The 24,943-nt window shown below is 48.6% G+C and carries 26 protein-coding genes; 9 read left to right on the forward strand and 17 right to left on the reverse strand.

Features of this window, described 5'->3' with window-relative positions; translation table 11 throughout:
• Window positions 1-176: 176 nt before the first annotated feature.
• The 10 genes from rfaD to lpxK all read right to left on the reverse strand — a co-directional run bounded on the left by rfaD (window position 177) and on the right by lpxK (window position 7,822).
• Window positions 177-1,181, reverse strand: coding sequence for an ADP-glyceromanno-heptose 6-epimerase (gene rfaD / locus ACTHTJ_RS08575; protein WP_070585737.1), 1,005 nt, complete (start codon window positions 1,179-1,181; stop codon window positions 177-179).
• A gap of 140 nt (window positions 1,182-1,321) precedes the next feature.
• On the reverse strand, window positions 1,322-2,284 hold the full coding sequence (gene rfaE1, locus ACTHTJ_RS08580) for a D-glycero-beta-D-manno-heptose-7-phosphate kinase (protein ID WP_070585738.1): 963 nt from the start codon (window positions 2,282-2,284) through the stop codon (window positions 1,322-1,324).
• 56 nt (window positions 2,285-2,340) lie between these two features.
• Window positions 2,341-3,081 (reverse strand): orotidine-5'-phosphate decarboxylase, encoded by a 741-nt coding sequence (gene pyrF / locus ACTHTJ_RS08585; RefSeq protein ID WP_049348400.1) that lies wholly within the window; start codon window positions 3,079-3,081, stop codon window positions 2,341-2,343.
• Between the two features lie 110 nt (window positions 3,082-3,191).
• Entirely contained in the window at window positions 3,192-3,839 is a 648-nt protein-coding gene (gene adk, locus ACTHTJ_RS08590; RefSeq protein WP_003682888.1) for an adenylate kinase, read from the reverse strand.
• Between the two features lie 71 nt (window positions 3,840-3,910).
• Entirely contained in the window at window positions 3,911-4,429 is a 519-nt protein-coding gene (locus ACTHTJ_RS08595; protein ID WP_070585739.1) for a 3-deoxy-manno-octulosonate cytidylyltransferase, read from the reverse strand.
• Window positions 4,430-4,450: 21 nt separating this feature from the next.
• Window positions 4,451-5,209: a 3-deoxy-manno-octulosonate cytidylyltransferase gene (gene kdsB / locus ACTHTJ_RS08600; RefSeq protein ID WP_070585740.1), complete on the reverse strand. Its 759-nt coding sequence runs from the start codon at window positions 5,207-5,209 to the stop codon at window positions 4,451-4,453.
• The gene (locus ACTHTJ_RS08605) at window positions 5,206-5,388 is read right to left on the reverse strand and encodes a Trm112 family protein (protein WP_049329252.1); all 183 of its coding nucleotides are present in this window, start codon (window positions 5,386-5,388) and stop codon (window positions 5,206-5,208) included. The genes kdsB and ACTHTJ_RS08605 overlap by 4 nt, the downstream gene beginning before the upstream one ends.
• Before the next feature lie 96 nt (window positions 5,389-5,484).
• On the reverse strand, window positions 5,485-6,033 hold the full coding sequence (locus ACTHTJ_RS08610) for a DUF2059 domain-containing protein (protein ID WP_070585741.1): 549 nt from the start codon (window positions 6,031-6,033) through the stop codon (window positions 5,485-5,487).
• A 48-nt stretch (window positions 6,034-6,081) separates the two neighbouring features.
• Complete coding sequence (locus ACTHTJ_RS08615) at window positions 6,082-6,747, reverse strand: DUF2059 domain-containing protein (protein WP_070585742.1); 666 nt, start codon at window positions 6,745-6,747, stop codon at window positions 6,082-6,084.
• Window positions 6,748-6,811: 64 nt separating this feature from the next.
• The gene (gene lpxK, locus ACTHTJ_RS08620; protein WP_070585743.1) at window positions 6,812-7,822 is read right to left on the reverse strand and encodes a tetraacyldisaccharide 4'-kinase; all 1,011 of its coding nucleotides are present in this window, start codon (window positions 7,820-7,822) and stop codon (window positions 6,812-6,814) included.
• A 180-nt stretch (window positions 7,823-8,002) separates the two neighbouring features.
• Here lpxK and xseA point away from each other — a divergent pair, with 180 nt between their 5' ends.
• From xseA to ACTHTJ_RS08635, 3 genes are all read left to right on the forward strand, one after another.
• Entirely contained in the window at window positions 8,003-9,352 is a 1,350-nt protein-coding gene (gene xseA / locus ACTHTJ_RS08625; protein WP_070585744.1) for an exodeoxyribonuclease VII large subunit, read from the forward strand.
• 123 nt (window positions 9,353-9,475) lie between these two features.
• Window positions 9,476-10,255: a CDP-diacylglycerol--serine O-phosphatidyltransferase gene (gene pssA / locus ACTHTJ_RS08630; protein ID WP_070585745.1), complete on the forward strand. Its 780-nt coding sequence runs from the start codon at window positions 9,476-9,478 to the stop codon at window positions 10,253-10,255.
• A 1-nt stretch (window position 10,256) separates the two neighbouring features.
• Window positions 10,257-11,066, forward strand: coding sequence for a sulfite exporter TauE/SafE family protein (locus ACTHTJ_RS08635; RefSeq protein WP_315040334.1), 810 nt, complete (start codon window positions 10,257-10,259; stop codon window positions 11,064-11,066).
• An 85-nt stretch (window positions 11,067-11,151) separates the two neighbouring features.
• Here the strand turns inward: ACTHTJ_RS08635 and ACTHTJ_RS08640 are convergent, their stop codons facing one another.
• The 6 genes from ACTHTJ_RS08640 to ACTHTJ_RS08665 all read right to left on the reverse strand — a co-directional run bounded on the left by ACTHTJ_RS08640 (window position 11,152) and on the right by ACTHTJ_RS08665 (window position 16,500).
• Complete coding sequence (locus ACTHTJ_RS08640; RefSeq protein WP_070585747.1) at window positions 11,152-11,832, reverse strand: sulfite exporter TauE/SafE family protein; 681 nt, start codon at window positions 11,830-11,832, stop codon at window positions 11,152-11,154.
• A gap of 109 nt (window positions 11,833-11,941) precedes the next feature.
• Window positions 11,942-12,982 carry an ABC transporter permease gene (locus ACTHTJ_RS08645; RefSeq protein ID WP_070585748.1) on the reverse strand — a complete coding sequence of 347 codons (1,041 nt, stop codon included), beginning with the start codon at window positions 12,980-12,982 and terminating at the stop codon, window positions 11,942-11,944.
• A gap of 36 nt (window positions 12,983-13,018) precedes the next feature.
• Window positions 13,019-14,074, reverse strand: a complete 1,056-nt coding sequence (locus ACTHTJ_RS08650; RefSeq protein WP_070461485.1) for an ABC transporter permease subunit — start codon at window positions 14,072-14,074, stop codon at window positions 13,019-13,021.
• A 97-nt stretch (window positions 14,075-14,171) separates the two neighbouring features.
• On the reverse strand, window positions 14,172-15,101 hold the full coding sequence (locus ACTHTJ_RS08655; protein ID WP_070461484.1) for a CobW family GTP-binding protein: 930 nt from the start codon (window positions 15,099-15,101) through the stop codon (window positions 14,172-14,174).
• Window positions 15,089-15,562 (reverse strand): Fur family transcriptional regulator, encoded by a 474-nt coding sequence (locus ACTHTJ_RS08660; protein ID WP_049351198.1) that lies wholly within the window; start codon window positions 15,560-15,562, stop codon window positions 15,089-15,091. Before ACTHTJ_RS08660 ends, ACTHTJ_RS08655 begins: the two co-directional genes overlap by 13 nt.
• 113 nt (window positions 15,563-15,675) lie before the next feature.
• On the reverse strand, window positions 15,676-16,500 hold the full coding sequence (locus tag ACTHTJ_RS08665; RefSeq protein ID WP_070461483.1) for an SDR family oxidoreductase: 825 nt from the start codon (window positions 16,498-16,500) through the stop codon (window positions 15,676-15,678).
• 132 nt (window positions 16,501-16,632) lie between these two features.
• On the opposite strand from ACTHTJ_RS08665, the gene ACTHTJ_RS08670 reads away from it, so the two are divergent.
• Both ACTHTJ_RS08670 and ACTHTJ_RS08675 read left to right on the forward strand, forming a co-directional pair.
• Entirely contained in the window at window positions 16,633-17,094 is a 462-nt protein-coding gene (locus ACTHTJ_RS08670; RefSeq protein ID WP_063068203.1) for a c-type cytochrome, read from the forward strand.
• 385 nt (window positions 17,095-17,479) lie between these two features.
• Window positions 17,480-20,242, forward strand: coding sequence for a TonB-dependent receptor domain-containing protein (locus ACTHTJ_RS08675; protein WP_440360921.1), 2,763 nt, complete (start codon window positions 17,480-17,482; stop codon window positions 20,240-20,242).
• A gap of 149 nt (window positions 20,243-20,391) precedes the next feature.
• Here the strand turns inward: ACTHTJ_RS08675 and ACTHTJ_RS08680 are convergent, their stop codons facing one another.
• Complete coding sequence (locus tag ACTHTJ_RS08680; RefSeq protein WP_070585750.1) at window positions 20,392-21,588, reverse strand: acetate kinase; 1,197 nt, start codon at window positions 21,586-21,588, stop codon at window positions 20,392-20,394.
• 236 nt (window positions 21,589-21,824) lie between these two features.
• Between ACTHTJ_RS08680 and ACTHTJ_RS08685 the strand changes: the two genes are divergently transcribed.
• The 4 genes from ACTHTJ_RS08685 to ACTHTJ_RS08700 all read left to right on the forward strand — a co-directional run bounded on the left by ACTHTJ_RS08685 (window position 21,825) and on the right by ACTHTJ_RS08700 (window position 24,934).
• A complete protein-coding gene (locus tag ACTHTJ_RS08685; protein ID WP_003681461.1) occupies window positions 21,825-22,130 on the forward strand; it encodes an HLGFF motif protein in 306 nt (101 codons plus the stop codon).
• Window positions 22,130-22,318 carry a cbb3-type cytochrome oxidase assembly protein CcoS gene (ccoS, locus tag ACTHTJ_RS08690; protein WP_003681462.1) on the forward strand — a complete coding sequence of 63 codons (189 nt, stop codon included), beginning with the start codon at window positions 22,130-22,132 and terminating at the stop codon, window positions 22,316-22,318. The genes ACTHTJ_RS08685 and ccoS overlap by 1 nt, the downstream gene beginning before the upstream one ends.
• A complete protein-coding gene (locus ACTHTJ_RS08695) occupies window positions 22,315-23,631 on the forward strand; it encodes an MFS transporter (protein WP_070585751.1) in 1,317 nt (438 codons plus the stop codon). The genes ccoS and ACTHTJ_RS08695 overlap by 4 nt, the downstream gene beginning before the upstream one ends.
• 322 nt (window positions 23,632-23,953) lie before the next feature.
• Window positions 23,954-24,934: a DNA polymerase III subunit delta' gene (locus tag ACTHTJ_RS08700; protein ID WP_070585752.1), complete on the forward strand. Its 981-nt coding sequence runs from the start codon at window positions 23,954-23,956 to the stop codon at window positions 24,932-24,934.
• Window positions 24,935-24,943 lie beyond the last annotated feature (9 nt).

The raw sequence follows: 24,943 nt of genomic DNA on the forward strand, positions 1-24,943 counted from the left end.
AATCAGGTATCCAAGAGGGATTAAGAGAGTATTTGAGTGGAATCAGGAGTGATTTGGGATGGAAACAGCCGAAAATCTTTGTTTAGGTTTCGGCTGTCGGGGGAAAAGGAATTTTGCAAAGGTCTCAGGCCGTCTGAAAGTTTTTCAGACGGCCTTATCATTCAAATCAGAAGGACTTAAACCAAGTTCTCCAGCATCCATTTAACGTAACGGCTGACGCCTTGTTTTACATCCAAGAATTCTTCTTTATACCCGGCTTCGCGCAGCTTGGTGATATCCGCTTGAGTAAAGCTCTGATATTTGCCTTTAAGCGCATCTGGGAATGGGATATAACGAATAAGTTCTTCTTCAACCAACTCTTTCAAACTCATTTCAGGCTTGCCTTCGGCTGCACGGCAGGCGTTGACGGTGGCAGCGGCAAGATCGTTAAACTGTTGGCTACGACCTGTACCGAGATTGAAGATGCCTGAAAGCTCGGGATGATCGAAGAAGTAAAGGTTAACTTTGGCAATGTCTTCTACGCTGACAAAGTCGCGTGTTTGCTCGCCATTGCCGTAGCCATCATTGGCACCGAATAGGTTGACATAACCATGCTCGCGGTATTGGTAGAAATGATGGAAGGCGACGGATGCCATACGGCCTTTGTGTTGCTCTTGTTGTCCGTAAACATTGAAGTAGCGGAAGCCGACGACTTGGGCGGTCAGGCCTTCTTTCATGCGGCGGCGCAATACTTGGTCAAACAAGAATTTAGAGTAGCCGTACACATTGAGTGGTTTTTCCAGTTCGCGCTCTTCACGGAAGATTTCGCCTTTGCCGTACACGGCGGCGCTGGAGGCATAGAGGAACGGAATACGTTCGTCCTGACACCAATCTAAGAGGTCGAGCGTGTACTGATAGTTGTTGTCCATCATGTAAAGGCCGTCATGATTCATGGTATCGGAACATGCGCCTTGATGGAAAACGGCTTCGATATCGTCATAAGGCAGAAGATGGCCGCGCACTTGGCGGATAAATTCGTGTTTATCGAGATAGTGGGCAATTTCACACTCGGCAAGGTTTTTAAATTTTTCGCCTTTGCTCAAATTGTCAACGGCAACAATGTCAGTAATACCGCGCTGGTTAAGTGCTTTGACGATATTGCTGCCGATAAAGCCGGCCGCGCCTGTTACGATAATGGTCATAATGAATTTCCTTTATTTTGATTTTTCAGACGGCCTTGAAGAAATCATGCCGTCTGAAAATAAAAACTTGTCTGTCTGGATTATTTTCCAACTCTATTTTTAGACGGCATTTAGAATTTTAAGGCCGTCTGAAACAATCATTATTGCTCTTCCAATGCCTTATTCAACTCTGCAAACGAGCAAACCGCCGTACCAAGTTTTGCCACGACAACGCCCGCTGCAGTATTAGCAAGGTGCATGGCTTCGGGCATGGTATAACCAGCGGCCAAACCCAAACCCACTCCGGCAATAACGGTATCGCCCGCACCGGATACATCATAAACTTCTTGAGCCCGTGTAGGCTGATAAATCGGCTCACCCTCATTGAACAAGGTCATGCCCTCTTCGCTTCGGGTCAGCAAAATCGCATTCAAATCAAGATGACGGCGCAAGTTTTGAGCTTTTTCGGTCAAATCGTTTTCGTTTCTCCAGCTGCCCACCACTTCTTTCAATTCTGCACGATTCGGCGTAATCAGCGTAGCACCGGCATATTTTTCGTAATCGTCGCCTTTGGGATCGATTAAAACCGGTTTACCGGCCTGTTTCGCCCAATCGATCATATCGGAAATATGCGACAGGCCGCCCTTGCCGTAATCTGAAAAAATAATGGCATCATATTCGGGCAACACTTCGCGGTATTGATGCTTAATTTGTTCCAATACCTCACGATGCGGCGGCTCTTCAAAATCAAGTCGGATAAGCTGCTGGTTGCGAGCAACAACGCGCAGTTTGACAGTAGTCGCAATTTGCTTGTCGCGCATCAGGTAGGAAGACACACCGTCTTGCGCCATCAACGCATCCAGTGCATCCGCAGCTTCATCATCGCCGGTTACGGACAACAGCCCTGCTTTGCCGCCCAATGAGGCGATATTGCGCGCAACGTTTGCCGCCCCACCCGCGCGTTGATCGATACGGGAAATTTTCGCCACCGGCACGGGGGCTTCAGGAGAAATACGGGACACATCGCCAAACCAATAACGGTCGAGCATCACATCGCCGACAACCAGGACTTTGGCTTGTGCAAAACGGGATTTGAGGGTTTCTTGTTGGAACTTGGTGGGCATATTGCCTCCGTTGTGTTTTTTTTCAGACGACCTCAACCTGTAAGGTCGCCTAAAAATCAGTTTGCTTCAAGGTTTACCACGCGGTTCACTTCGCGCAATACGGCTACCGGATCGGCAGCTTTGGTTACCGGACGGCCCATTACCAGATAAGTCGAGCCTGCCGCCAATGCTTCGGCCGGTGTCATAATGCGGCGTTGATCGTCATTATTACCGGCAACGTCCAAGCGGATACCCGGTGTAACCAAGACGAAATCTTGTCCTAATTCACGGCGCAATGGTGCAGCTTCTTGAGCGGAACATACCACGCCGTCCAAGCCTGAACTTTGCGCCAGTTTCGCCAAGCGGATGACTTGTTCTTCAGGGGCGATGTTCAAACCGATTTCGGCCAAGTCGCTTTGTTCCATGCTGGTCAACACGGTTACACCGATCAAAAGCGGCTTGGTGTGATATCCGGCAACAGCTTCTACGGCGGCTTCCATCATGCGGCGGCCGCCCGATGCGTGCATATCGACCATCCAAACGCCCATATCGGCGGCAACTTTGCATGCCTGAGCGACGGTGTGGGGAATATCGTGGTATTTCAAATCGAGGAAAAGTTTGAAACCTTGATTGATTAAGCTTTCCGCCAAATTGCGGCCGGTCGCGGTAAACAGCTCTTTGCCGATTTTGATTTGACACAATGTCGGGTCAAGATTGCGGACAAATCCGAGCGTGTCTTTTTCGTTGGCAAAATCAAGGGCGACGATGACGGGAGTGCGGTGTTGCTGGGTTTGGAAGTCGGAGATTAAGGGATTCATAAGATGCCTGCGGATAAACGGTTATAGCTTCGATTTTAACAGCTTTTGTACACAAAAGGCCGTCTGAAAATATTTTTTCAGACGGCCTTATGATTTTACTTTGGCAAAACTTATTTGCCCAAACCTTTCAATACTTCGGCTTTCACGGCTTCTACCGGCTGAGTGCCGTCAACTTTGATGTATTTCGGCGCGTGTTCGCCTTCCAGTTTGCTGTAGAAATCAACCAAAACTTCGGTTTGCTCGTGGTAAACGGCAAGGCGTTTTTTCACGGTTTCTTCTTTGTCGTCGTCGCGTTGAATCAAATCTTCGCCGGTTACGTCGTCTTTGCCTTCGACTTTGGGCGGATTGTAGGTAACGTGGTAAGTACGGCCGGAAGCCAAATGTACGCGGCGGCCGCTCATGCGGTCGACAATCACGCTGTCGGGTACGTCGATTTCAACAACCGCGTCCAAATCCACGCCCGCTTCAACCATCGCTTCGGCTTGTGCAAGCGTGCGCGGGAAACCGTCGAACAAGAAACCGTTTTTGCAGTCGTCTTGGGCGATACGTTCTTTCACCATGCCGATGATGATGTCGTCGCGCACCAAACCGCCTTCATCAATAATTTTTTTTGCTTCCAAACCCAGAGGAGTGCCTGCTTTGATGGCTGCGCGGAGCATGTCGCCGGTAGAGATTTGAGGAATGCCGAATGCAGCAGTGATGAATTGAGCCTGTGTGCCTTTGCCGGCGCCTGGTGCGCCCAACAATAATACTTTCATGATGAGTCCTTTTGGTTGACGGATTTAATGTTCAGATAATTTTACACGGCTTATGTTTATCGTTCAAAACTTCAGACGGCTTCTTTCGGGCCGAAATGCTTCCATGCATCGTCGCGCATTCCGATAAACCATGCGTCTTCAGGGAATCGCTCTATCGCGTCTTTCAAAGTGGAAAGCAAGTTTTGCGATAAGGCTTTCGCCAAATATTCTTCCTCATTGGCTTCGGCCGCTTTGTCAGGCTGCTGCGCCAGACCAATTGCACGGGTTTGATGGCCATGAGCCAAATAGTTGAGCGCAATGATTTTTTGTGCCCAAAGCTGCGGAACATCCGGATTGTCTTGCAGCAATACCGACAAAATCGATACGGCAACGGTCAAGCGTCCGCCGTTCATACGCAAGTCCAATGACTGGTTGGGCGGCAAAGTGCTGAGCATTTCTGCCATGCGGAACCAAAACTCACCGCTAGCCTGCTCCGGCGCTTCTATTTTCAGCATATCATAGTTGAATTCTTGCTCGTCTTCTCTTACCAGCTTCGCCACATCGGCAAGCAATTTTTGTTCTTCACGGCTCAAATGGCGGAAATCATTCATGTCTTTTCCTTTCAGACGGCCTTAAGCTTTAAACGCAACACGTACTCTGTCCAAATCTTCCTGCGTATCCACACCTGCAGCAGGCGCTTCTTGGGTGATTTCAACAGCAATCGGATAACCGTGCCACAGGACGCGCAACTGTTCCAGCGATTCGATGGTTTCCAAAGGAGAAACATCCATTTCCGAATAGCGTTGCAGAAAGCCTGCACGATAGGCATAAATGCCGATATGGCGCAAAACGGCTGTTTCGGAAGGCAATTCGCGTTTTTCGGCACGCATCACATCGCGCGGATAAGGAATCGGGGCGCGGCTGAAATAGATAGCGTTGCGGTTTTTATCAAGGACGACTTTGACAACGTTAGGATTCATAAACTCGTCAAAATCGTGCAATGCGTGGGCGGCGGTCGCCATTTGCACATTGTTTTCAACCAAAACTTCGGCTGTACGGTTGATGAGCTCAGGGTCGATTAAAGGCTCGTCGCCTTGTACGTTCACAACAATCAGATGCTGCGGCAGTTTCAGCGTATTGGCCGCTTCGGCAAGGCGCGTTGTACCGCTTTCATGTTGATTGGAAGTCATGACCACTTCGACGCCATGCGCCTGACAGGCCGTCTGAATATCGGGATGGTCGGTGGCAACGACAACACGCGCGGCCTTGCTTTTCGCCGCTTGTTCAGCAACACGTACAACCATCGGTTTACCGTGAATATCGGCCAAAGCCTTTCCCGGCAGACGTGAAGAATCCAACCGTGCCGGAATCAATACGACAAATTCGGTCATGCTTTCAGTTCCTCTTCGCTCAACGGGCGCGCTTCGTTTTCCAACATATAAGGGATGCCGTCACGAATCGGATAAGCCAGCTTCGCCTGACGGCTCCACAATTCCTGTTTGTCTTGATGGTATTCGAGTTTGCCTTTGGTTACAGGACAAACGAGGATGTCTAAGAATTTTTTTTCCATGGGGTTACTTTCGGGTTTGATAAATTGGAGGTCGTCTGAAATATTTTTTCAGACGACTATAATTTATTTCTTATGCTTTTTCCCAACCTATTTGGCTTAATTACAGCTTGCATCAGGTTTTTTGCCGCCGCACATGATACCTTGCATCTCTTTCGCAAATTCAGGCATATGACGCTGTGCAACTTTCTCTGTTAATGCCAATCCAAAAGTCATTAGTTCGTTCATAGCTTGATTGAGCATAAGAGGAGTCTTAACAGCAACAGCCTGCCCGACAGGTGAACTATTAAAGGAAATCATGCCGTTAACTTCTTCTTGAGTGTATGTTAATTTGGCGTTCTTTAATAAATTATTGCGGATAGTCTGTTTCACTTCGGGCGTAATCAAATCTCTCAAAACATTTTCGCGATAACGGTCAATAGCTTTTGCTATTTGCTCTTTTTTCGCTTCCGGTACTTTGGCAAGAGCTTTATCTGCATACGGTTTAAATCCAACATTGAAACCGTCAATCATATTTTTTTCTAATTCCCGGTCAAAATTCTGCGTATCCAACCAACGCTCCAGCGACTCATCGCTAGGTGGCGCGGCAAACGCATTGGCACACAAGGCCAAAGCAGCAAAAGGCAACAATAAAGTTTTTAATTTCATTTTTTCTACCTACTTAATAAATATCAATATTTTCAGACGGCCTGCTCATTATTTGGCACATTCCGAAGAATGTTTATTGCCCTTACACAAAATATCGCGCGTTTGAGCCTCAAAAGCGGGCGTATATTTCCTGCTTGCGTTGATATAGTTGTTGCTCATTGTCTTTTTAACAATCTCATCATTCAATTTGTCGAAACGTTCCATCTTTTCAAATGCAGACTTACCGGCCCCATGCTCAAACAATTTTGCCATGCTATCCACGTCTGCTTGGCTCAGCACATTATCAATATCTCCGCCATGCTGTCTGAGATGATTGACTTTTTTCAAAATACCCTTGCCCCGAGGGGAAGAGAAGAAGCTGTTGAGTACATCGACTTCTTCTTGTGTAAATACTTTCTGTACGGCACGCTTTTCTTCATCCAACCATTGTTTTTTCAACTCAGGGCGGCTCAAATCGTCTTGCATGTTTTTCATATAACGGCTGATGACCGCCTTCATCTGCGCTTTTTGAGCTTTGGGCGTCATCGTTAACAAGCGTTCATTGTCTTCTTTATTCACCATCTCCAAAGAACGTTGCACTTTCTCGCTATAATTACTGCTTATCCCTTGAATCTCCAACCATTTCATTGCAGATTCATCACTTGGTTTAGCAGCTAAGCTTTGAGTGGATACAAATAAAGCTGCGCAAGCGACCAACAAATATTTTAACTTCATGATTTACTCCTATCGCGTAGTTTGAAGATCATCTTTAAAACATCTGTGAAACATCTATAAGCATTTAGATTGAAACATTCGCGGATACAAACGCCGCCAAGTCCGGCTCAATTATCGCATAAACAGGCAAGACCCACACATGATTCAGACCGTAGCCGTCTAAAAATTTGACCGCATCCTTTTCCGTGATAATCACCACATCTGCGTCCGGCAAATCCGCAGCCGTAATATCTGCATGATCAGGCAAGGCAACGGTTTGTTTGAAAGCAATATTCATGCTTTGCAACGTATTGAAAAAACGCTCCGGCTTGGCGATACCGGCGACGGCGGCGACGGTTTGATTTCCCAAACCCGCCAAATCCAATTTTTCAGACGGCCTGTTCAAACGGTAAATCTGCCCTGTTTCAATATGGCTGGCAAACATATTTTCAGACGGCCTAAATGCCGTATCTGCTTTTCCGCCGCTGACAACGACCGCATCAACGGAAGCCAACCGAGACAAAGGTTCGCGCAAGCTGCCGTTGGGCAGTAAATCCAAATTGGTGCGTCCTGTATCTGCCGCCGGGAAGACGGCAATTTCCATATCGCGTTGCAAGGCATAATGTTGCAAGCCGTCGTCGGCCACAATCAATTCAAGCTCCGGATACGCCGCAAGCAATGCCCTGCCTGCTTCTGCACGGCTGCTGCCTACCGCCGTCGGCGCACCGGTTTGGCGAAACAGCAATAAAGGCTCGTCGCCTGCATCTGCCGCACTACTGGCTGTATTCAATACATGAACTGCTTTGCTCTTGCGCCCGTAACCTCGGCTGATGATGCCGACCTTAACGCCCTTTTCTTGCAAACCCGACACCAGCGCGGCGACTATCGGCGTTTTCCCCGTTCCGCCTGCATGGATATTGCCGACCACCACCACAGGCACTGGCAATTTTTCGCTTTTCAGACGGCCTGAAACAAAATCATCGCGCCGTTTCGCCGCAATTTTGGCAAACAGCTTGGACAATGGTTTTAACAGCAAAGACAAAAACGGATTGGGGGATTGCCAATGGCGTTCGATAATTTGGTGGAGTTTGGGCATACGCACGGCTTTTGAAGCGAAAATCAAACGATAATATAACACAAGCCCGACCAGACAAGGCCGTCTGAACATTCGGCTTTGATAATATTAAAACAAAGGGCGAAAGCTTCATAAAACGAATAAAACGAATCGCTCTAAAACCCTTATAATTCAACTTTCCTAAATTTTTTCTGTTTCGCAATGTCCGAACTTTTCGCGCCCTCCTCCATTTCCGTATCCGAACTCAACGCCATTGCCAAAGCCTTGCTGGAAGACCATCTCGCAGGCTTATGGATCGCCGGCGAAGTATCCAACCTGACCCGTGCTGCCAGCGGACATTATTATTTCTCGCTCAAAGACAGCCGTGCGCAGGTGCGTTGCGCGATGTTTAAGGGTGCGGCCATGCGCTTGGCGAAGCCTTTGAAAGAAGGCGACCATATCGAAGTGTCAGGAAAAATCAGTATTTATGAAGCGCGGGGCGAATTTCAGATTACCGTAAACGAAGTACGGCTCAAAGGTTTGGGGCAGCTTTACGAAGCCTATGAGCGATTGAAAGCGCAGTTGCAGGCGGAAGGCGCGTTTTCAGCGGAACGCAAAAAACCGTTACCTGCCCACCCTCAATGTATCGGCATCGTCACCAGCCTAGCAGCGGCGGCTTTGCGCGATGTCGTGACCACCTTAAACCGCCGCGCGCCCGAAATCCCCGTTATCGTTTATCCGACACCCGTACAAGGCACAGGCAGCGAGTTGCAAATTGCCCAAGCGATTAAAACAGCTTCGCAACGCGCCGAGTGTGACGTATTGATTGTCTGTCGCGGTGGCGGCAGCATTGAAGACTTGTGGGCGTTTAATGAAGAGCCGGTTGTGCGCGCCATCGAAGCCTGCGCAATTCCCGTTGTCAGCGGCGTGGGACACGAAACCGATTTCACACTCGCCGATTTCGTCGCCGACGTACGCGCACCGACACCGACCGGCGCAGCAGAATTGGTCAGCCCCAACCGCCAAGAATCGCTACTTCGTCTAGCCCAAGCGCAAGGCCGTCTGAAAACTGTTTTGGAACAACGCTATTTCGATGCCAGCCAAAAGCTCGACTGGCTCGCACGGCAAATCCGTCATCCGCGCCAAAAACTTGACGATCAGCGCGCTTCAATCAGCAAGCTGGCGCAAATGCTGTCTTACTCGATGACGCAAAACATCCGCGCCCATACCGCCCGTTTTGAACGCCAAACCCAAACCCTGAAACATTGCCGTCCTGATGTTTCCGTTTACAAAAACAATATCGACCGCTTTCAGACGGCCCTGTCGCATTCCTTCCGCCAGCTACTTGTCCACCGCCGTCAAAGCCTGACCGCCCAAGCCGCATTACTCGAAGCCGTTTCGCCGCAGCATATTCTGGAACGCGGCTTCTCGGTCGTCAAAAACACACGCGGACAGGTCATCCGCAATGCCGATACGTTGAAACAAGGACAGAAACTGCACATCACTTTTGCCGACGGCGAAACCGACGTACGCGTGACCAAAGAGCAGGCGCAGGGAGAGTTGTTTGACTGACAAAATAAAGGCCGTCTGAAACTTTATGCCGATAAAGTGAAACTATGTCTGCCTTTTAAAAATCCTTAACCAACCAATGCGGTATAATGCCTCATCTGCACTCGCAGCATATACGGAAACATTATGGACAACGCACAAAATACAGAAAATCCGATTCCTCCACGCAACTCCATCCGCAAAAACAGCATTTACCTGCTGCCCAATTCCTTTACCATCGCCGCACTGTTTTGCGCGTTCTTCGCCATTACCCAGTCCATGCACGGACGTTATGAAACGGCGGCGATTGCAGTTTTCCTTTCCATGCTGCTCGACGGTATGGACGGACGCGTTGCCCGCTTGACCAACAGCCAGAGCGCGTTCGGCGAACAGCTCGACAGCCTTGCCGATATGGTCAGCTTCGGCGTAGCGCCTGCCCTGATTGTCTACAAATGGCAACTTTGGCAGTTTGGCAAAATCGGTTATTCCGTCGCCTTTATCTACTGCGCCTGCGCCGCCCTGCGTTTGGCGCTGTTCAACACGCTTATCGGCAAAGTCGATAAACGCTGGTTTATCGGCGTTCCAAGCCCGACCGCCGCTGCGTTGATTGTCGGCCTGATTTGGGTCAACCACAGTATCGAACGCTTCCCCGGCGTGCATTGGTGGGCATTGGGTATCACCCTGTTTGCCGGTATTTCCATGATTGTGCAGATTCCGTTTTGGAGCTTCAAAGAAATCAACATTCGCCGCCAAGTACCGTTTATGGGCATGGTGTTGGCCGTGTTGGTATTGCTGCTCATCAACTGGAAGCCTTCGCTCGTCCTCTTCCTGTTTTTCCTCGGTTACAGCCTGTCCGGTTATGTGATGGCAATCATCCGTTGGTTTAAAAAACGCCATAAAACTCACAAACACGACAAGGCCGTCTGAAATGTGGTCTTGGGACATCATCCTTTCCCTGCTCGCCGTCGGTAGCGCGGCGGGCTTTATTGCCGGACTGTTCGGCGTAGGCGGCGGCACGTTGATTGTCCCCGTCGTCTTATGGGCGTTGCAACTGCAAGGCATAGGCGGCCACCCCTATGCACAGCATCTTGCCATCGGCACTTCCTTTGCCGTAATGGTGTTTACCACCTTCTCCAGTATGTACGCCCAGCATAAAAAACACGCCATCGATTGGGCGACCGTCCGCCGAATGACGCCAGGCATGATACTCGGCGTACTCCTCGGCGCGGCAACGGCAAAATATATGCCGACGCTGGCTTTGCAGGTTTTCTTTATTGCATTTCTTGCCTTTATCGCCCTCAAAACCCTACGCGATTCCAAACCCAAACCTTCACGCACCCTGCCTGCCCTCCCCGGCCTGACAGCCGTCGGCACGCTTTTTGGTGCGGCTTCAAGCTGGGTCGGTATCGGCGGCGGTTCGCTATCCGTTCCATTTCTACTGTATTGCAACTTTCCGGCGCACCGTGCCATCGGCACATCTTCAGGTCTGGCATGGCCTATTGCGATTGCCGGCACCATCGGCTATTTTGCCAACGGTTTGCATATTGCTAACCTGCCTGAAGGCGCGGTAGGCTTTATCTATCTTCCGGCCGTAGCCATTTTGAGCGTTGCCACCATCCTCTTTGCTCCGCTCGGCGTAAAAACGGCGCACAAGCTGCCCGCACGAAAACTCAAAATCTCCTTCGGCATTATGTTGCTGCTGATTGCCGCCAAGATGGCTTGGAATTTGATACATTAATCTTTCTTGTGAAAAAGGCCGTCTGAAAATCTTTCAGACGGCCTTTTTGATTGCAAAACAACAAACTAAATAAAACCTTTTTACCTTACCCGATTTGCCCCATCGCAAATACAGCCAAGCGCCATATCGCCCATCCTGCTACCAATAATCCGGCGCACAAACGAACCATACGTTTCTGCAGAAAGGTTTTCAACTGCGCTGCAAATATGCCCATCGCAAGCAGGTTCGGCAAGGTCCCCAATGCAAACGCCAGCATATACAGCCCGCCATGCAAAGCATTGCCGCTGCCCAAGGCATACAAAGACGCGCTGTACACCAAACCGCAAGGCAGCCAGCCCCAAAGCACGCCCACGCCGAAACAGGCAGGCACCGATTTAATCGGCAGCAATTTGTTCAGCAAAGGATTCAGGCGTTTCCATATCGGTTTGCCGATGCCTTCGATTTTGGTTGCGGCAGTCGAAATACCGGCAAGATACAGACCGAGTAAAAGCAGCAAGATATTGGCGGCAATATACAAACCGTTTTGAACTGCGCGCGTATCGTCCAAGGAAATGCCGATCTGACCGACCAAGCCGACCAACAGACCAATGACGACATAGCTGCTGATACGCCCCAAGTTCAACAATACAATCAGCCCGATTCGGTTTAAATGTGGCGGCAGTTGCAAAGCAAATGCGCTGCTCAATCCGCCGCACATGCCGACGCAATGCGTTCCGCCGAAAAAGCCGAGTAGAAAAAGAGTAAGAAATGTGATTTCTTGATTCATGGTTTTAATGATTCAAACGAATGGATGAGGCCGTCTGAAACTTTTCAGACGGCCCTAAGAATGCAGGACAGGCTGTTCCGCCCATCCTCTTCACACTTTAGAAAAGCAATTAACTGCGTGCGCGTACGTCAAATGCCTGACGCAAACCTTCGCCGATCATGACCAGCAAAAGCAGCATTACCGTCAGTGTAGCAACGGCAGACATGCCAATCCACCATGCGTCCAAGTTGTCTTTGCCTTGCGCCAGCAACTCACCCAAACTTGCCTGTGAGGCAGGTACGCCCAAGCCCAAGAAGTCCAAACTGGTCAGGGCAAGTACGGCGCCAGAAATACGGAAAGGCAGGAAGGCCAATACCGGCGTCAAGCTGTTGGGCAGGATATGGCGCCACATGATTTCACGGTTGCCCACACCCATCGCGCGCGCCGCCAAAACATAATCGGCCTGACGGTTTTTCAAAAACTCGGCGCGGACATAGTCGGACAAGCCCATCCAGCCGAAAAGCGACAGCAACACCAGCAAAATCAACAGTCCCGGATTAAAGAACGAAGACAGGATAATCAAGAGGTACAGCTCCGGCATACCGCCCCAAACCTCGATAAAACGCTGCATCAGAAGGTCGGTTTTACCGCCGAAATAACCCTGCACCGCGCCTGCAATCACGCCAATCACGGTAGTCACCACGGTCAACACCAAGGCAAACAACAGCGAATCACGGAAACCGTAAACCAAGCGCGCCAACAGGTCGCGGCCGCGGTCGTCCGTTCCCAAGATATGCCGTTCGGACGGTTTGGCCGGATCGGGTACCGTATCAAAATCGTTCAAGGTATCGGCATCGTAAGGATTGGGCAGGTAAAAGGCAAAATTGCCGTCTGAAGTAATGTTGTGGCGGATAAGCGGATCCAGATAATCCGCCGGCGTATCGAAATCGCCGCCAAATGTGGCTTCGTTGTATTCGTTTACCAAGGGGAAGAAATACTCACCCTGATAACGTATCCACAAAGGTTTGTCGTTGCTCCACAAAGGTGCAAGCAAAGTGACGACAAACAAAACGGCCAAAATCCGCAAAGCCAACCAACCGCGCTTATGCTGTTTAAAAGCTTGCCAAGTAGGGTTTGAAGTAGATTTTTTCTTTTTCATGGTTTGAAACATTCTTTAATAATGGATTGAAGACATTTTCAGACGGCCTTATTTCTGTCCGCCAAAGTGAATGCGCGGATCGACCCACGAATACGAAATATCTGACACCAATTTAGCCAACAACCCCATCAGTGTGAACACATACAGCGTACCCATTACGACAGGATAATCACGTTTCATCACTGCCTCGTAAGACAGCAAACCCAACCCGTCCAGCGAGAACAACGTTTCAATCAACAGGCTTCCGGTAAAGAATGCGCCGATAAATGCGGCCGGGAAACCGGTAATCAGAGGAATCATGGCATTTCGGAAAATATGTTTCCACAGAATCTGTTTCTCAGGCAAGCCCTTGGCTCGCGCGGTATAAACATATTGACGGCGAATTTCTTCAAGGAATACGTTTTTCGTCAATACGGTCATGACCGCCAAGTTGCCTGCTACCGAAGCGGTAATCGGCAAGGCCATATGCCACAAATAATCTTTGACTTTACCCGCCCAAGAGAGCGTATCGAAATCATCGCCAACCAAGCCACCTTGCGGGAACCAGGCAAAAAAGCTGCCACCGCCAAACAACACCAGCAACACCAAACCCAAGACAAACGGCGGTACGGTATAGCCGACCAAAATGATCATACCCGTAACCGTATCAAACCGGCTGCCATCCCTGACCGCCTTGGCAATACCCAACGGAATACATATCAAATAAGTTAGGAAGAACGTCCACAAACCCAAACTCATCGACACCGGCATTTTCTCTTTCACCAGCTCAAATACGGTTTGGTGGTGGAAAAAGCTCTCGCCCAAATCGAAACGGGCGAATTTCCATACCATATCCACAAATCGCGTCACAGGCGGCTTGTCGAAACCGTATAAAGCATTCAGAGCGGCCAAATCTTCCGCACTGATGCGGTTGCCGTTTTTAGCCAAAGTTCCAGGCATACTGCGTCCTGCTGTTTCGCCGCCAACTGCGCCCTGCGTCAGCTGCTGAACCATCTGTTCCACCGGACCGCCGGGAACAAACTGAATGACGGCGAAGGTAATCGCCAAAATCCCCAACAACGTGGGAATCAAAAGGAGCAAACGATGAAAGATATAACGCCACATGATAAAGTGTTCCTCTATTTTTTGATTTGAAGGCCGTCTGAAACCACTGACCTCAGACAGCATATAGTAACGGATTAATAAGCGTTTGGCCGATTATTTACTTCTCTAAGGCCTCCTGCAATTTCTTCTCAATTAAATCCGCGTCAAACGATTTGGCAATCAGCTCAAAGCGCGAGTCACGGCGCCACGAAACTTGGTTTGCGCCCCATTGACCGTCCACCCAGTTGAGCCATACCCATGTACCGAGCACTTGGAACACGCCTTTGGCGCGCACGAGGCCGTCTGTAAATTTAGGCAGGTCGTTGAAGAAATCGGTCAGCTTTTCGCCGTCGAAATCACGCCCGGAAGGGAAAGTGAAACCTTGGGACTGGAAGCCCATGGTGTTGTCCGGCAGGGCTTTGAGACGGTAGCGCGATTTTTCGACCACGGGAATATCAAGCCATTGGATGTCGAGTTGCGCATTTTGAACTTCAACCACTTTGGCTTTAGGCGGGAACAGCTTGGCCGCTTTATCGTGAAATTCGGCAAGCTGCTCGGGCGTGCACAAGTCGGTTTTGCTGGCGACCAATACGTCGCAAATGCCGATTTGGTCTTTATACAAGGCTTGTTGAGCGTAATCGGGATTAATGAATTGGCGTGGATCGACAACGGTAAAAACAGCGCCGATTTCCAACATGCTGTCGAGCGGCTTGGCTTTCAATTCGTCGATAACACTGGCGGCGTGCGCCAGACCGCTGGCTTCAATCATCAAGCGGTCGGGTTGGGCATCGCGCAGCATTTTTTGTACGGTCGTACCCATTTGCGCGCCGGCAGTACAGCACAAACAGCCGCCGGCGATTTCTGCCACGGGAATGCCGTTGTCGCTCAAGACAGCGCCGTCAATGCCGATTTCGCCAAATTCGTTGACGATGATGACCCATTTTTCATTCGGATCTTTTTGCGCCATCAGACTTTTGAGTGCGGTGGTTTTGCCTGTTCCGAGGAAGCCTGAAATCAGGTGGACTTTAGTCTTTTTTACTTCTGACATTTTTTACAAATTCCTGTTAAAACAACATGTTCTTCTTTTAATGAGAAACCGGTTTCGGCCACGCCTGCACGCAATGCCGCCCATTCTTGGCTCAAGGTCTGCTCATCTGCCGTACCGCATTCGGTACAAACCAAAATAAACGCGCTGTGGTGCGCTTCGGCTTCTTCGTGGTCATGGCAATGGTCGTCGCACTCGTGCTGCGCGTGGCTACACAGAATATAGCCGTTGACCGCCGCCACTTTGTGCAAAACGCCCTGCTCCGCCCAAAAATCAAGGGCGCGGTAGGCCGTCGGCGGCGCAACCACGCCCTCGCTTTGCTGCTGCATCTGCGACAGAACGTTGTAGGCTTTAATCACGCCGCTTTGTTTCAAAACAATATCAAGCACTTGCTCGCGCAAAGCGGTTACCTGCACACCATCGCGCTGCGCTTGTTCTAAGATTTTTTGTTTGATTGCGTTCATAACTGAAACAGCCTTTCAGACGGCCTTGTTAATAAAAAATTACATTATAACGTGTTTGTTCAATTTCAGATAACAAAGAGGCCGTCTGAAATGTTCAGACGGCCTGATGCCGATTACTTAAACCAAGATTTAATTTTTCCAAACAAAGACATACTTTGTTTTTCAAACGTTTCTGCCTTCACTGGAGCAGGCGCGTCACGGTAAACTTTCATGCCTGCAAAGGTCTGGGCAACCGGCATGATTTCGATGGAATTGACGTTCATCCGCGCAGGACGTTGATAGAGCCATAAAGCGGTATCGGCAATATCTTGCGGCTGGATAAACTCGACATTCTCATAAACCTCGGCCGCACGCTGATCGTCACCTTTGAAACGGACGTTGGAAAACTCGGTATCGCCGCACAAGCCCGGTTCGATATTGGTAATGCGGATGTTTTTGTCTGCCAATTCGGCGCGCAGGTTCATACTGAATTGGCGCACAAAAGCCTTGGTCGCGCCATAGACATTACTGCCTGAATAAGCATAACTGCCGGCAATCGAACCCAAATTGATGATGTAGCCCTGTTTGCGCGCTACCATTTGCGGCAAAATCTGGCGGGTCAGAAAAGTCAGGCCGATGATATTGGTTTGAATCATGGTTTCCCAATCGCCAAAATCGGCTTTATCAGCGGAATCCAGACCTAAAGCCAAACCGGCATTGTTGATCAGGCAATCAATTTCAGCTAAATACTCGGGCAGACTGTTCAAAGCGTTTTGAATCGACTCCGTACGAGAAACATCCATTTCCAAAGGGTAAAACTGCTCGCCCAATTCCTCTGCCAACTGCTGCAATTTGTCTTCGCGCCTTGCCGCGCCAATGACATGATAGCCTGCCGCAACAAAAGTGCGGCACATTGCCGCGCCGAATCCTGCCGATGCCCCGGTAATCAAAATTGCCATATCGTTTCCTTTCTGTACTCGTTTCAGACTTGGGTTTAAGGTATGATAACGCCTTATCAGACGGCCTAAGCGTTTGGCTGGCTGATTTTAAATTTAACGATAATCATATCATTACAATAGGACACACTCCATATGAAAACCCGTTTTCTCCCTGTTGCTTTGGCAACAGTGGTGCTTACACTTTCCGCCTGCGGCGGCAGCGGCGCGCCTTCCCAGCCTAAAGGCCCGATTTCCGAAGACCGTACGGCCGCGTTCAAATCCATGATGCCTGAGTTTACCCGCATGGGCAAAATGGTTAAAGACGAAGAGCCTTACGACGTTGAGAAATTCAAACAAGCTGCAGCCACTTTTGCTGAAAACAGCAAAAAACCGTTCACCCTGTTTGAATCCGATCCTCAAGGCAACGGCCGCGCCCTGCCTGCCATCTGGACAGACACGGCAACATTCAAAGCTGAAGAAGAAAAATTCGTCGCAGCAGTTGAGAAACTCAACGCCGCCGCCCAAACCGGCAAATTGGAAGAAATCAAAGCCGCTTACGGCGAAACCGGTGCAAGCTGCAAATCTTGCCACGACACATTCCGCGGTCCGGAATAAGGCTTAAAACAATAAAGGCCGTCTGAAATATCATTTTCAGACGGCCTTTTCTTCAACTGACTTCAAACCTTTCTATATCGACTTTATATTTTGCATTTCATGTTTTTTACCAGTTTCATTTGAAACCGACGGCTCAATTCACATAGCGCAATCAAATTTTCTTCTTCCAGCTGTTTAAATTCAATTAAATCTTCCTTCTTCTCGACCAACCCAATTCAAATTCAGACCTGCTTTATCTTTTCAGCCAGATGAATCATATGCGGTTGGATTATCTCCTGAAACAAGAATCTACTTTATTTTTTAACAAATAAAAACCATTTTCAAAATATTTGTAAAGTTTAATAATATGTTATAAAGTAGCGGCTTCGTTTCTGAGGTAACTATCATGAATCCGAATTTCAAATTAAATCTACTAACATTATCTTTACTGGCTATAACAAGTATCGCACACGCAGAAGACGAGGTTTCAACTCAAGAGCTTGATGAAATTCAAGTCAAAGGCAAACACATTGCCAAAGAGAAAAAAGTTTTTACCGAAGGCCAAGCCAAAAGTTCGCGTGAACGCGTTTATCAATCCAGCGAAAACATCGATACCATCGTGCGGAGCATGCCCGGCGTTTTCACCCAACAAGACAAGGGATCGGGGGTATTGGCGGTCAATATCCGTGGCGATAGCGGTTTGGGACGCGTCAATACGATGGTTGACGGCGTAACCCAAACCTTCTATTCCACTTCTGCCGATGCCGGACGCAGCGGCAGCTCCTCCCAATTCGGTACGGTACTGGATCCCAATTTTATTGCCGGTGTCGATGTAACCAAAGGCAGTTTCACAGGTGCCAACGGCATCAATACCTTATCCGGTACAGCCAATTTCCGTACTTTGCGGGTAGACGATGTGGTACACGGAAACAATACCTTCGGCCTCTTGACCAAAGGATTGACCGGCACAAACAGCACCAAAAGCAACTTTATGGCAACCGGAGCAGTACAAAAATGGTTTGACAGTGGTGCGCGCCTTGGCGCGTTATATGGTTACAGCCACCGTAATGTCGAGCAAAACTATAAAGTAGGCGGCGGCGGTCAGCGTATCGGCAATTTTGGCGAGGAATATCTGGACCGTAAAAAACAAGAATATTTTGAGAGCAACTTATTAAAATTCGACCAAGGGCAAAATCGTTGGGTTCGCGACTTTTCCAAGCGCAATGCGGTCGGTAAAAGCTATTGGGACTACCCTTTCTCCAAAAAATATAACGATCCTGAAGTTTTACAAAGAGATTATGTTGATGACTTGGAAAGAGGCTGGAAAGAGAATTTGGCACCGCAATGGGATCTGACTCCAATCGACCCGACCAGCCTGCAACAACGCTCAAACAGCCATTTGGTCAAAGTGGAATACGAAAACGACAACAACAAGCTGGACCTTCAGCTTCGTACCATGAACAACCGTATCGGCAGCCGCAAAGTAGAAAACCGCAACTACCAAGCCAATTACAATTTAAACATTGGCGATTATGTCGATTTAAACGTATTGGCTGCCCATAATTTGGGAAAACAAAAATATCCGAAAAACTCACGTTTTTCAGGATGGGGACTGCTTGATTATTTGGAAACCAAAAACACAGCCAATCTTTTGGATATCAACAACAGCTTTTCTTTCAAACTTCCCCAAAAAACAGATTTAAAAACTACCGTCGGTTTCAATTTCTTTAAAAACCAATACAGTAAAAACCGCTTTCCAGAAGAGCTGAGCCTTTTTTACGACGGCCCAGATCAAGATGCCGGCCTGTACAGCTTTTTAGGCCGCTTCAAAGGCGACAAAGGAATATTTCCTCAGAAATCAACCATATTGCAACCTTCAGGCCAGCAAAAATTCAATACGTTCTATTTTGATACTTCCTTGAAAAAAGGCATTTATCAATTGAATTACAGCGCCAATATGGTCAACTACCGCTACAAAGGCGAATATACCGACTACTTCAATACCCAAGAAGACTTTAAAAAAGCATTTGGAGAAGATTCTGAAATTTATAAACAGCATTGCACGCCAAGCTGCGACCTTTACGAACCGGTTTATACCAAATCCGGTAAAAAGCATGCGGTAAACCATTCGGTGGCATTAAACATCAATGTCAACGACTACTTTATGCCGTTTATCAGCTATTCGCGTACGCATAGAATGCCGAATATTCAAGAAATGTATTTTTCACAAATCGGCGACTCGGGCGTCAATACAGCCCTCAAGCCGGAACAGGCCAATACTTACCAAATAGGCTTCAATACCTTCAAAAAAGGGATTTTCAAGCCGGACGATGTATTGGGTTTCAAACTGGTCGCCTATCGCAGCAGGATAAACAACTATATCCACAATGTTTATGGCAAATGGTGGGATTTGGATAAAGCACCCAGCTGGGTAACCAGTACCGGCTTGCAATACTCTATCCAGCATCGAAACTATGCCAAACCTGTCCATAAAAATGGTTTGGAAGTGGAAATGAACTATGATTTCGGCCGCTTTTTTACCACCCTGTCTTACGCCTATCAAAAAACCAACCAGCCTACCAATTATAGCGATGCCAGCGAATCACCCCGCAACTCTTCTAAAGAAGACCAAATCAAACAAGGTTACGGCTTAAGCAAAATTTCCCGCCTGCCCCGAGATTACGGTCGGTTTGAATTAGGGTCCCGATGGTTAGGCAATAAATTGACCATCGGCGGCATTATGCGCTATTACGGCAAAAGTACACGGGCAACGACTGAGGAGGAATTTGTTGACGGTACAACCGGCGCCAATACCTACTCTTCACATCAAATGGGCAGAAGGGTGATCAAAAAAACAGAAAGTATCAACAGACAGCCGATGATTTTTGATTTCTATGCCAATTACGAACCAAAGAAAAACCTTATCCTTCGTTTTGACATTCAAAATGCGTTCAATAAACGCTATGTCGATCCTTTGGATGCCGCAAACGATGCCGCAACCCAGCGCTATTTCAGCGTATTTGAAAGAAAAGGCGGTTTAGATGATGAAGAAGTCGAATGCGATGCCAACGGTTTATGCAATGGCAAATATGGCGGTACGACACGCTCCGTCTTGAACAACTACGCACGAGGCAGGACTTTGCTGTTTACCATCAGTTATAAATTCTAAACCTATCTATCAGTATTCTTAATATTGCACTGATTAAAAAGCCGACAAACACAATGTTTGCCGGCTTTTTTCAATATATTCTCAATATTTTCTTCATCTATACACAACAAAAAACCTGCCCTTTCGGGCAGGTTTTCAATGATGACGGATTACAGGCCGCTCAGACGGGCAGTATCGTGTGCAATCATTAATTCTTCGTTGGTAGGAATCACAACGGCAACAGCTTTGCTGTCGGTAGTGGTAATCACACCGGCATTGCCGAAGCGGGCTTTCAGGTTGGCTTCTTGGTTAATGTGCAGACCGAGGAAGCCCAAGTAACCCAATACACGTTCACGGATGATGTCGGAGTTTTCACCGATACCACCGGTGAAGACCAATGCGTCCAAACCGCCTGCCGCTACTGTCATGCTGCCAATGTATTTAGCCAAGCGGTAGATGAAGATTTCTAGAGCCAGTTTGGCACCTGCGTGGCCGTTGGCAGCTTCTTCTTCGATGGTACGGCAGTCATTGGACAAACCTGAAATACCGAGCAGACCTGATTTTTTGTTCAGCATTTCGGTGATTTGGGCGATGGTCATGTTGGCATTTTCAGCCAAGAAGCTGAACACTGCGGGATCGATGTCGCCGCTGCGGGTACCCATTACCAAACCTTCCAGCGGGGTCAGGCCCATGCTGGTATCGCGTGATTCGCCGTTGGCGACGGCGGTAATAGATGCGCCGTTACCCAAGTGGGCAATCACCATGCGCAGGTCTTTTTTGTCTTTGCCGAGGAAACGGGCGGTTTCATCGGAAACGTAGCGGTAGCTGGTACCGTGCGCGCCGTAACGACGCAAGCCGTATTTTTCATACAGTTCATGTGGAATAGCGTAGGTGTAGGCATGTTCCGGCATGGTTTGGTGGAAGGCGGTGTCGAATACGACAACGTTAGGCAGACCTTTGAAGATGCTTTGTGCGGCACGCAGACCCAAGAGGTGCGCAGGGTTGTGCAGCGGAGCGAGCGGAATACATTTTTCGATGCCGGCGATAACTTCGTCGTCAACGAGGATGGATTCGCTGTACAACTCGCCGCCGCTGACGACGCGGTGACCGATGGCGCCGATGCGGCTGTCGAGGCCGTGGGCTTTGAGTTCTTCCATCAGGGCTTCAACTGCGCCGGTGTGGTCGGGCTTGGCAGACAGGTCGACTTTGTGTTTTTCACCGTTGAATTTGAAGGTGATGTAGGCATCGGGCAGGTTGAGTTTTTCGGCAAGGCAGCTCAGCAATACTTCGCCGCTGTCGTTATCCAATACGGCACCTTTGAGGGAAGAGCTGCCGCAGTTCAAAACCAAGATTAATTTTTGTGTCATTTTATGCTCCTTGAGGTTTCAGACGGCATTTTTTGTCGGGACCTTACTACTGCTCCGGCTATGTTGCACCCCTTATGGGACGTAGTGGGTAGCGGTCTGAACAGATTAACAAAGTAAACGCCGTATTCTAACAAAAAATGTAATCGGCTGCTTGACTTAATATTTGATGTAAAATGGACGGAATTTTATTTTAGGCCGTCTGAAAAAAATGACGGCGGTTTTGAAGATTTCCCGATATGCATTATTTCAGTATCCACACTCAAGACGGCGAACACGCCGGATTTTTTATTATGTTGGCAGACGATGAATCGCAAAATCCGCCGCAAAGCGGACGCTTCGCAATCAAGTTGCAAAGCGAAGATGCAGCCGAAGCGGCTGTATTATCGCCTTTTGAGCAAACCGATATCCCGCAATACTGGCGCGTAGTTAAAGACCGTATCGAATTGTTTTTTGATGATAAAAATATCGGTGCGTTGCGCAACGAATACCTGACCATCAGCGGTAAAACCTTTATCCTGACCGATTTGACCGGAGCGATGTAATGGAAAGTATGTTTATCCTTGTCCCCATCAGCATTATTTTGGCCTTTATCATCGGCTGGTTTTTCTGGTGGTCGGGTAAAAACGGACAGTTTGACGACCTTGAAGGCCCTGCGCACCGCATTTTGATGGACGACGACTCCACTGAAAAACTGATCGAAAAAGACGAAGACAAAGAATCTAAACAATGAGCCTTAAAAAAGACAATCTGAATTTCCACACGACCCGCCGTTTTGCGCCGCTCTTTGGGACGCAGTTTTTAGGCGCGTTTAACGATAATGTGTTCAAAACCGCATTATTCGTGATGATCAGTTTTTACGGTTTAGGCAAAAACGACTTGCTGCCGCCCAGCCAAATGCTAAACTTAGGCGCAATGCTGTTTATCCTGCCCTACTTCCTGTTTTCCGCGCTCTCAGGGCAGCTGAGCAATAAATTCGATAAAGCCGTTTTGGCACGTTGGATCAAGCTGTTGGAAATCATCATCATGGCAGTGGCGGCGTATGGCTTCTACATCCAATCCGCGCCTTTGCTTTTAATCTGCCTGTTTTGCATGGGCACGCAATCGACTTTGTTCGGCCCGCTGAAATATGCCATTTTGCCCGATTACCTCAACGACAAAGAGCTGATTATGGGCAACAGCCTGATTGAATCGGGTACGTTTATCGCTATCTTGCTCGGCCAAATTTTGGGCACGGCAGTCGCAGGCGTTCCGCCGTATATTGTTGGCGGTTTGGTGTTATTGGTCGCTATCGGCGGCTCGATGACCAGCCTGTTTATGCCGTCTGTACCCGCTAAAATGCTAGACACAAAAATCGAATGGAACATCATCAAAGGCACGAATTCACTGATTCGTGAAGCGGCAGCCAATCGTCCCGTATTCACTTCCATCATCGGTATTTCATGGTTTTGGTTTGTCGGCTCGGTTTATACCACCCAACTGCCGACGTTCACGCAAATCCATTTGGGCGGCAACGATAATGTGTTCAACCTGATGTTGGCGCTGTTCTCCATCGGTATCGCCATCGGCTCGGTATTATGCGCCAAACTCAGCCATGAGCGCCTGATTTTGGGCTTGGTTACTATTGGCACTCTGGGGCTGACCGTCTGTGGATTATTGCTGGTGTGGCTGACCCACGGCCAACGCTTTACCGAATTAAACGGCATTATTTGGTTTTTATCGCGAGCCCAAGCGTATCCAATTATGCTCGTGATGTCGGCCATCGGCTTTTTCGGCGGCTTTTTCTCCGTACCGCTCTACACTTGGTTGCAAACCGCCAGCAGCGAAACCTTCCGCGCCCACGCCGTCGCCGCCAACAACATCATCAACGGCGTGTTTATGGTGTCGGCTGCCATTTTGAGCGCGGTTTTGCTGATGTTGTTCGACAGCATCACGCTGCTGTATTTGATTGTTGCCGTAGGTAATATTCCGTTGATTGTTTACCTCATCAAACGGGAACCAAAATTTATCGGGGATTTGACCGCTTTATTGAAAATCAGCAAATAAGACCGTCTGAAATATATCCCCACCATGCACATTTTCACTGTTCAATCGCGTGGACAGCTTGTGCATAAATCAGATTACTGTCTGATTTAAAATTAAAAAACACATCTGCCTAAATTTTAAGCACAACTTTACTCCCAAACAAAATGCACATTTTCCCCAAACAAGCGTGTGCAAAGGCTGTGAATAAATCAGCTTATTCATTGATATTTCAAAGAAGAACGATATTTGATTAATTTTTAGGCAGTTTATTAAAGGCCGTCTGAAACCTTTTTCAGACGGCCTGAGAGTATAATAACCACCTACCTAATAGTTCCCAAACGATATGATTTATCCATGGCATGAAACCCAATGGCAACAGCTCGCCGCCCATTGGCAAAACCGACCTAACGCTTGGCTGTTTACCGGCAAAGAAAATACCGGTAAAACCGAGTTTGCCCGCTTTGTCGCGCAGGCATTGCTGTGCGAATCGCCCAAATCCGGCCATGAGCCATGCGGCGAATGCGCTTCGTGCCATTTGTTCAACCAAAACACGCATCCCGACTTTTACGAACTCACGCCAGAAATTCCCGAAGGCGAGGCAACAGGACGCAAACTCCTGCAAATCAAAATCGATGCCGTGCGCGATATTGTGGAAAACATTTACCTGACCGCTGTCCGAGGCGGCCTGCGCGTGGTATTGGTACATCCGGCGGAAAGCATGAATACACAGGCGGCAAACGGTTTGTTGAAAGCTTTGGAAGAACCGCCGCAACACGTCGTTTTCCTGCTCGTTACCCATGCGCGCGACAAACTCCTGCCCACCATCAAAAGCCGTTGCCGCCAGATGGTGCTGCCCTCGCCTACCCATGAGCAGGCTGCGGCATACCTGCGTCAACAGGGCGTGGAAAATGCCGAAGCCTTGTTGGCATTCCACAGCGGCGCGCCTTTATTTACACCGACTACCGAATTGGACGCATTGCGTGAAGAGTTGCTGACGCTGCTGGCTGCCCCGCGCCTGTTGGCTATACTCGACTATGCCGCCGCGTTCGACAAACAAAAACAACCGCTGGCCGTTTTCATCGACTGGCTGCAAAAGTGGCTGATGGATGTCGGCTTGGCACAACAAAGCATGACGCCGCTTTATTATCCGCACCATGCCCAAGCCCTGCTTCAGACGGCCTCTAAAACCGATTCACGCAAGCTGTTTGCCCTATTGGGCCGTCTGAACGCGCTCAACCCTTACGGATACCATACCTTGAGTGTTAAAATGCAGCTTGAGTATCTGCTTATCGAATATTTGGATTTTTGGCAAAACAAACCCTAACAGGTAATA

It is taken from the genome of Neisseria sp. P0018.S001, assembly GCF_051957355.1.
Classification (GTDB): Bacteria; Pseudomonadota; Gammaproteobacteria; order Burkholderiales; family Neisseriaceae; genus Neisseria; species Neisseria subflava_A.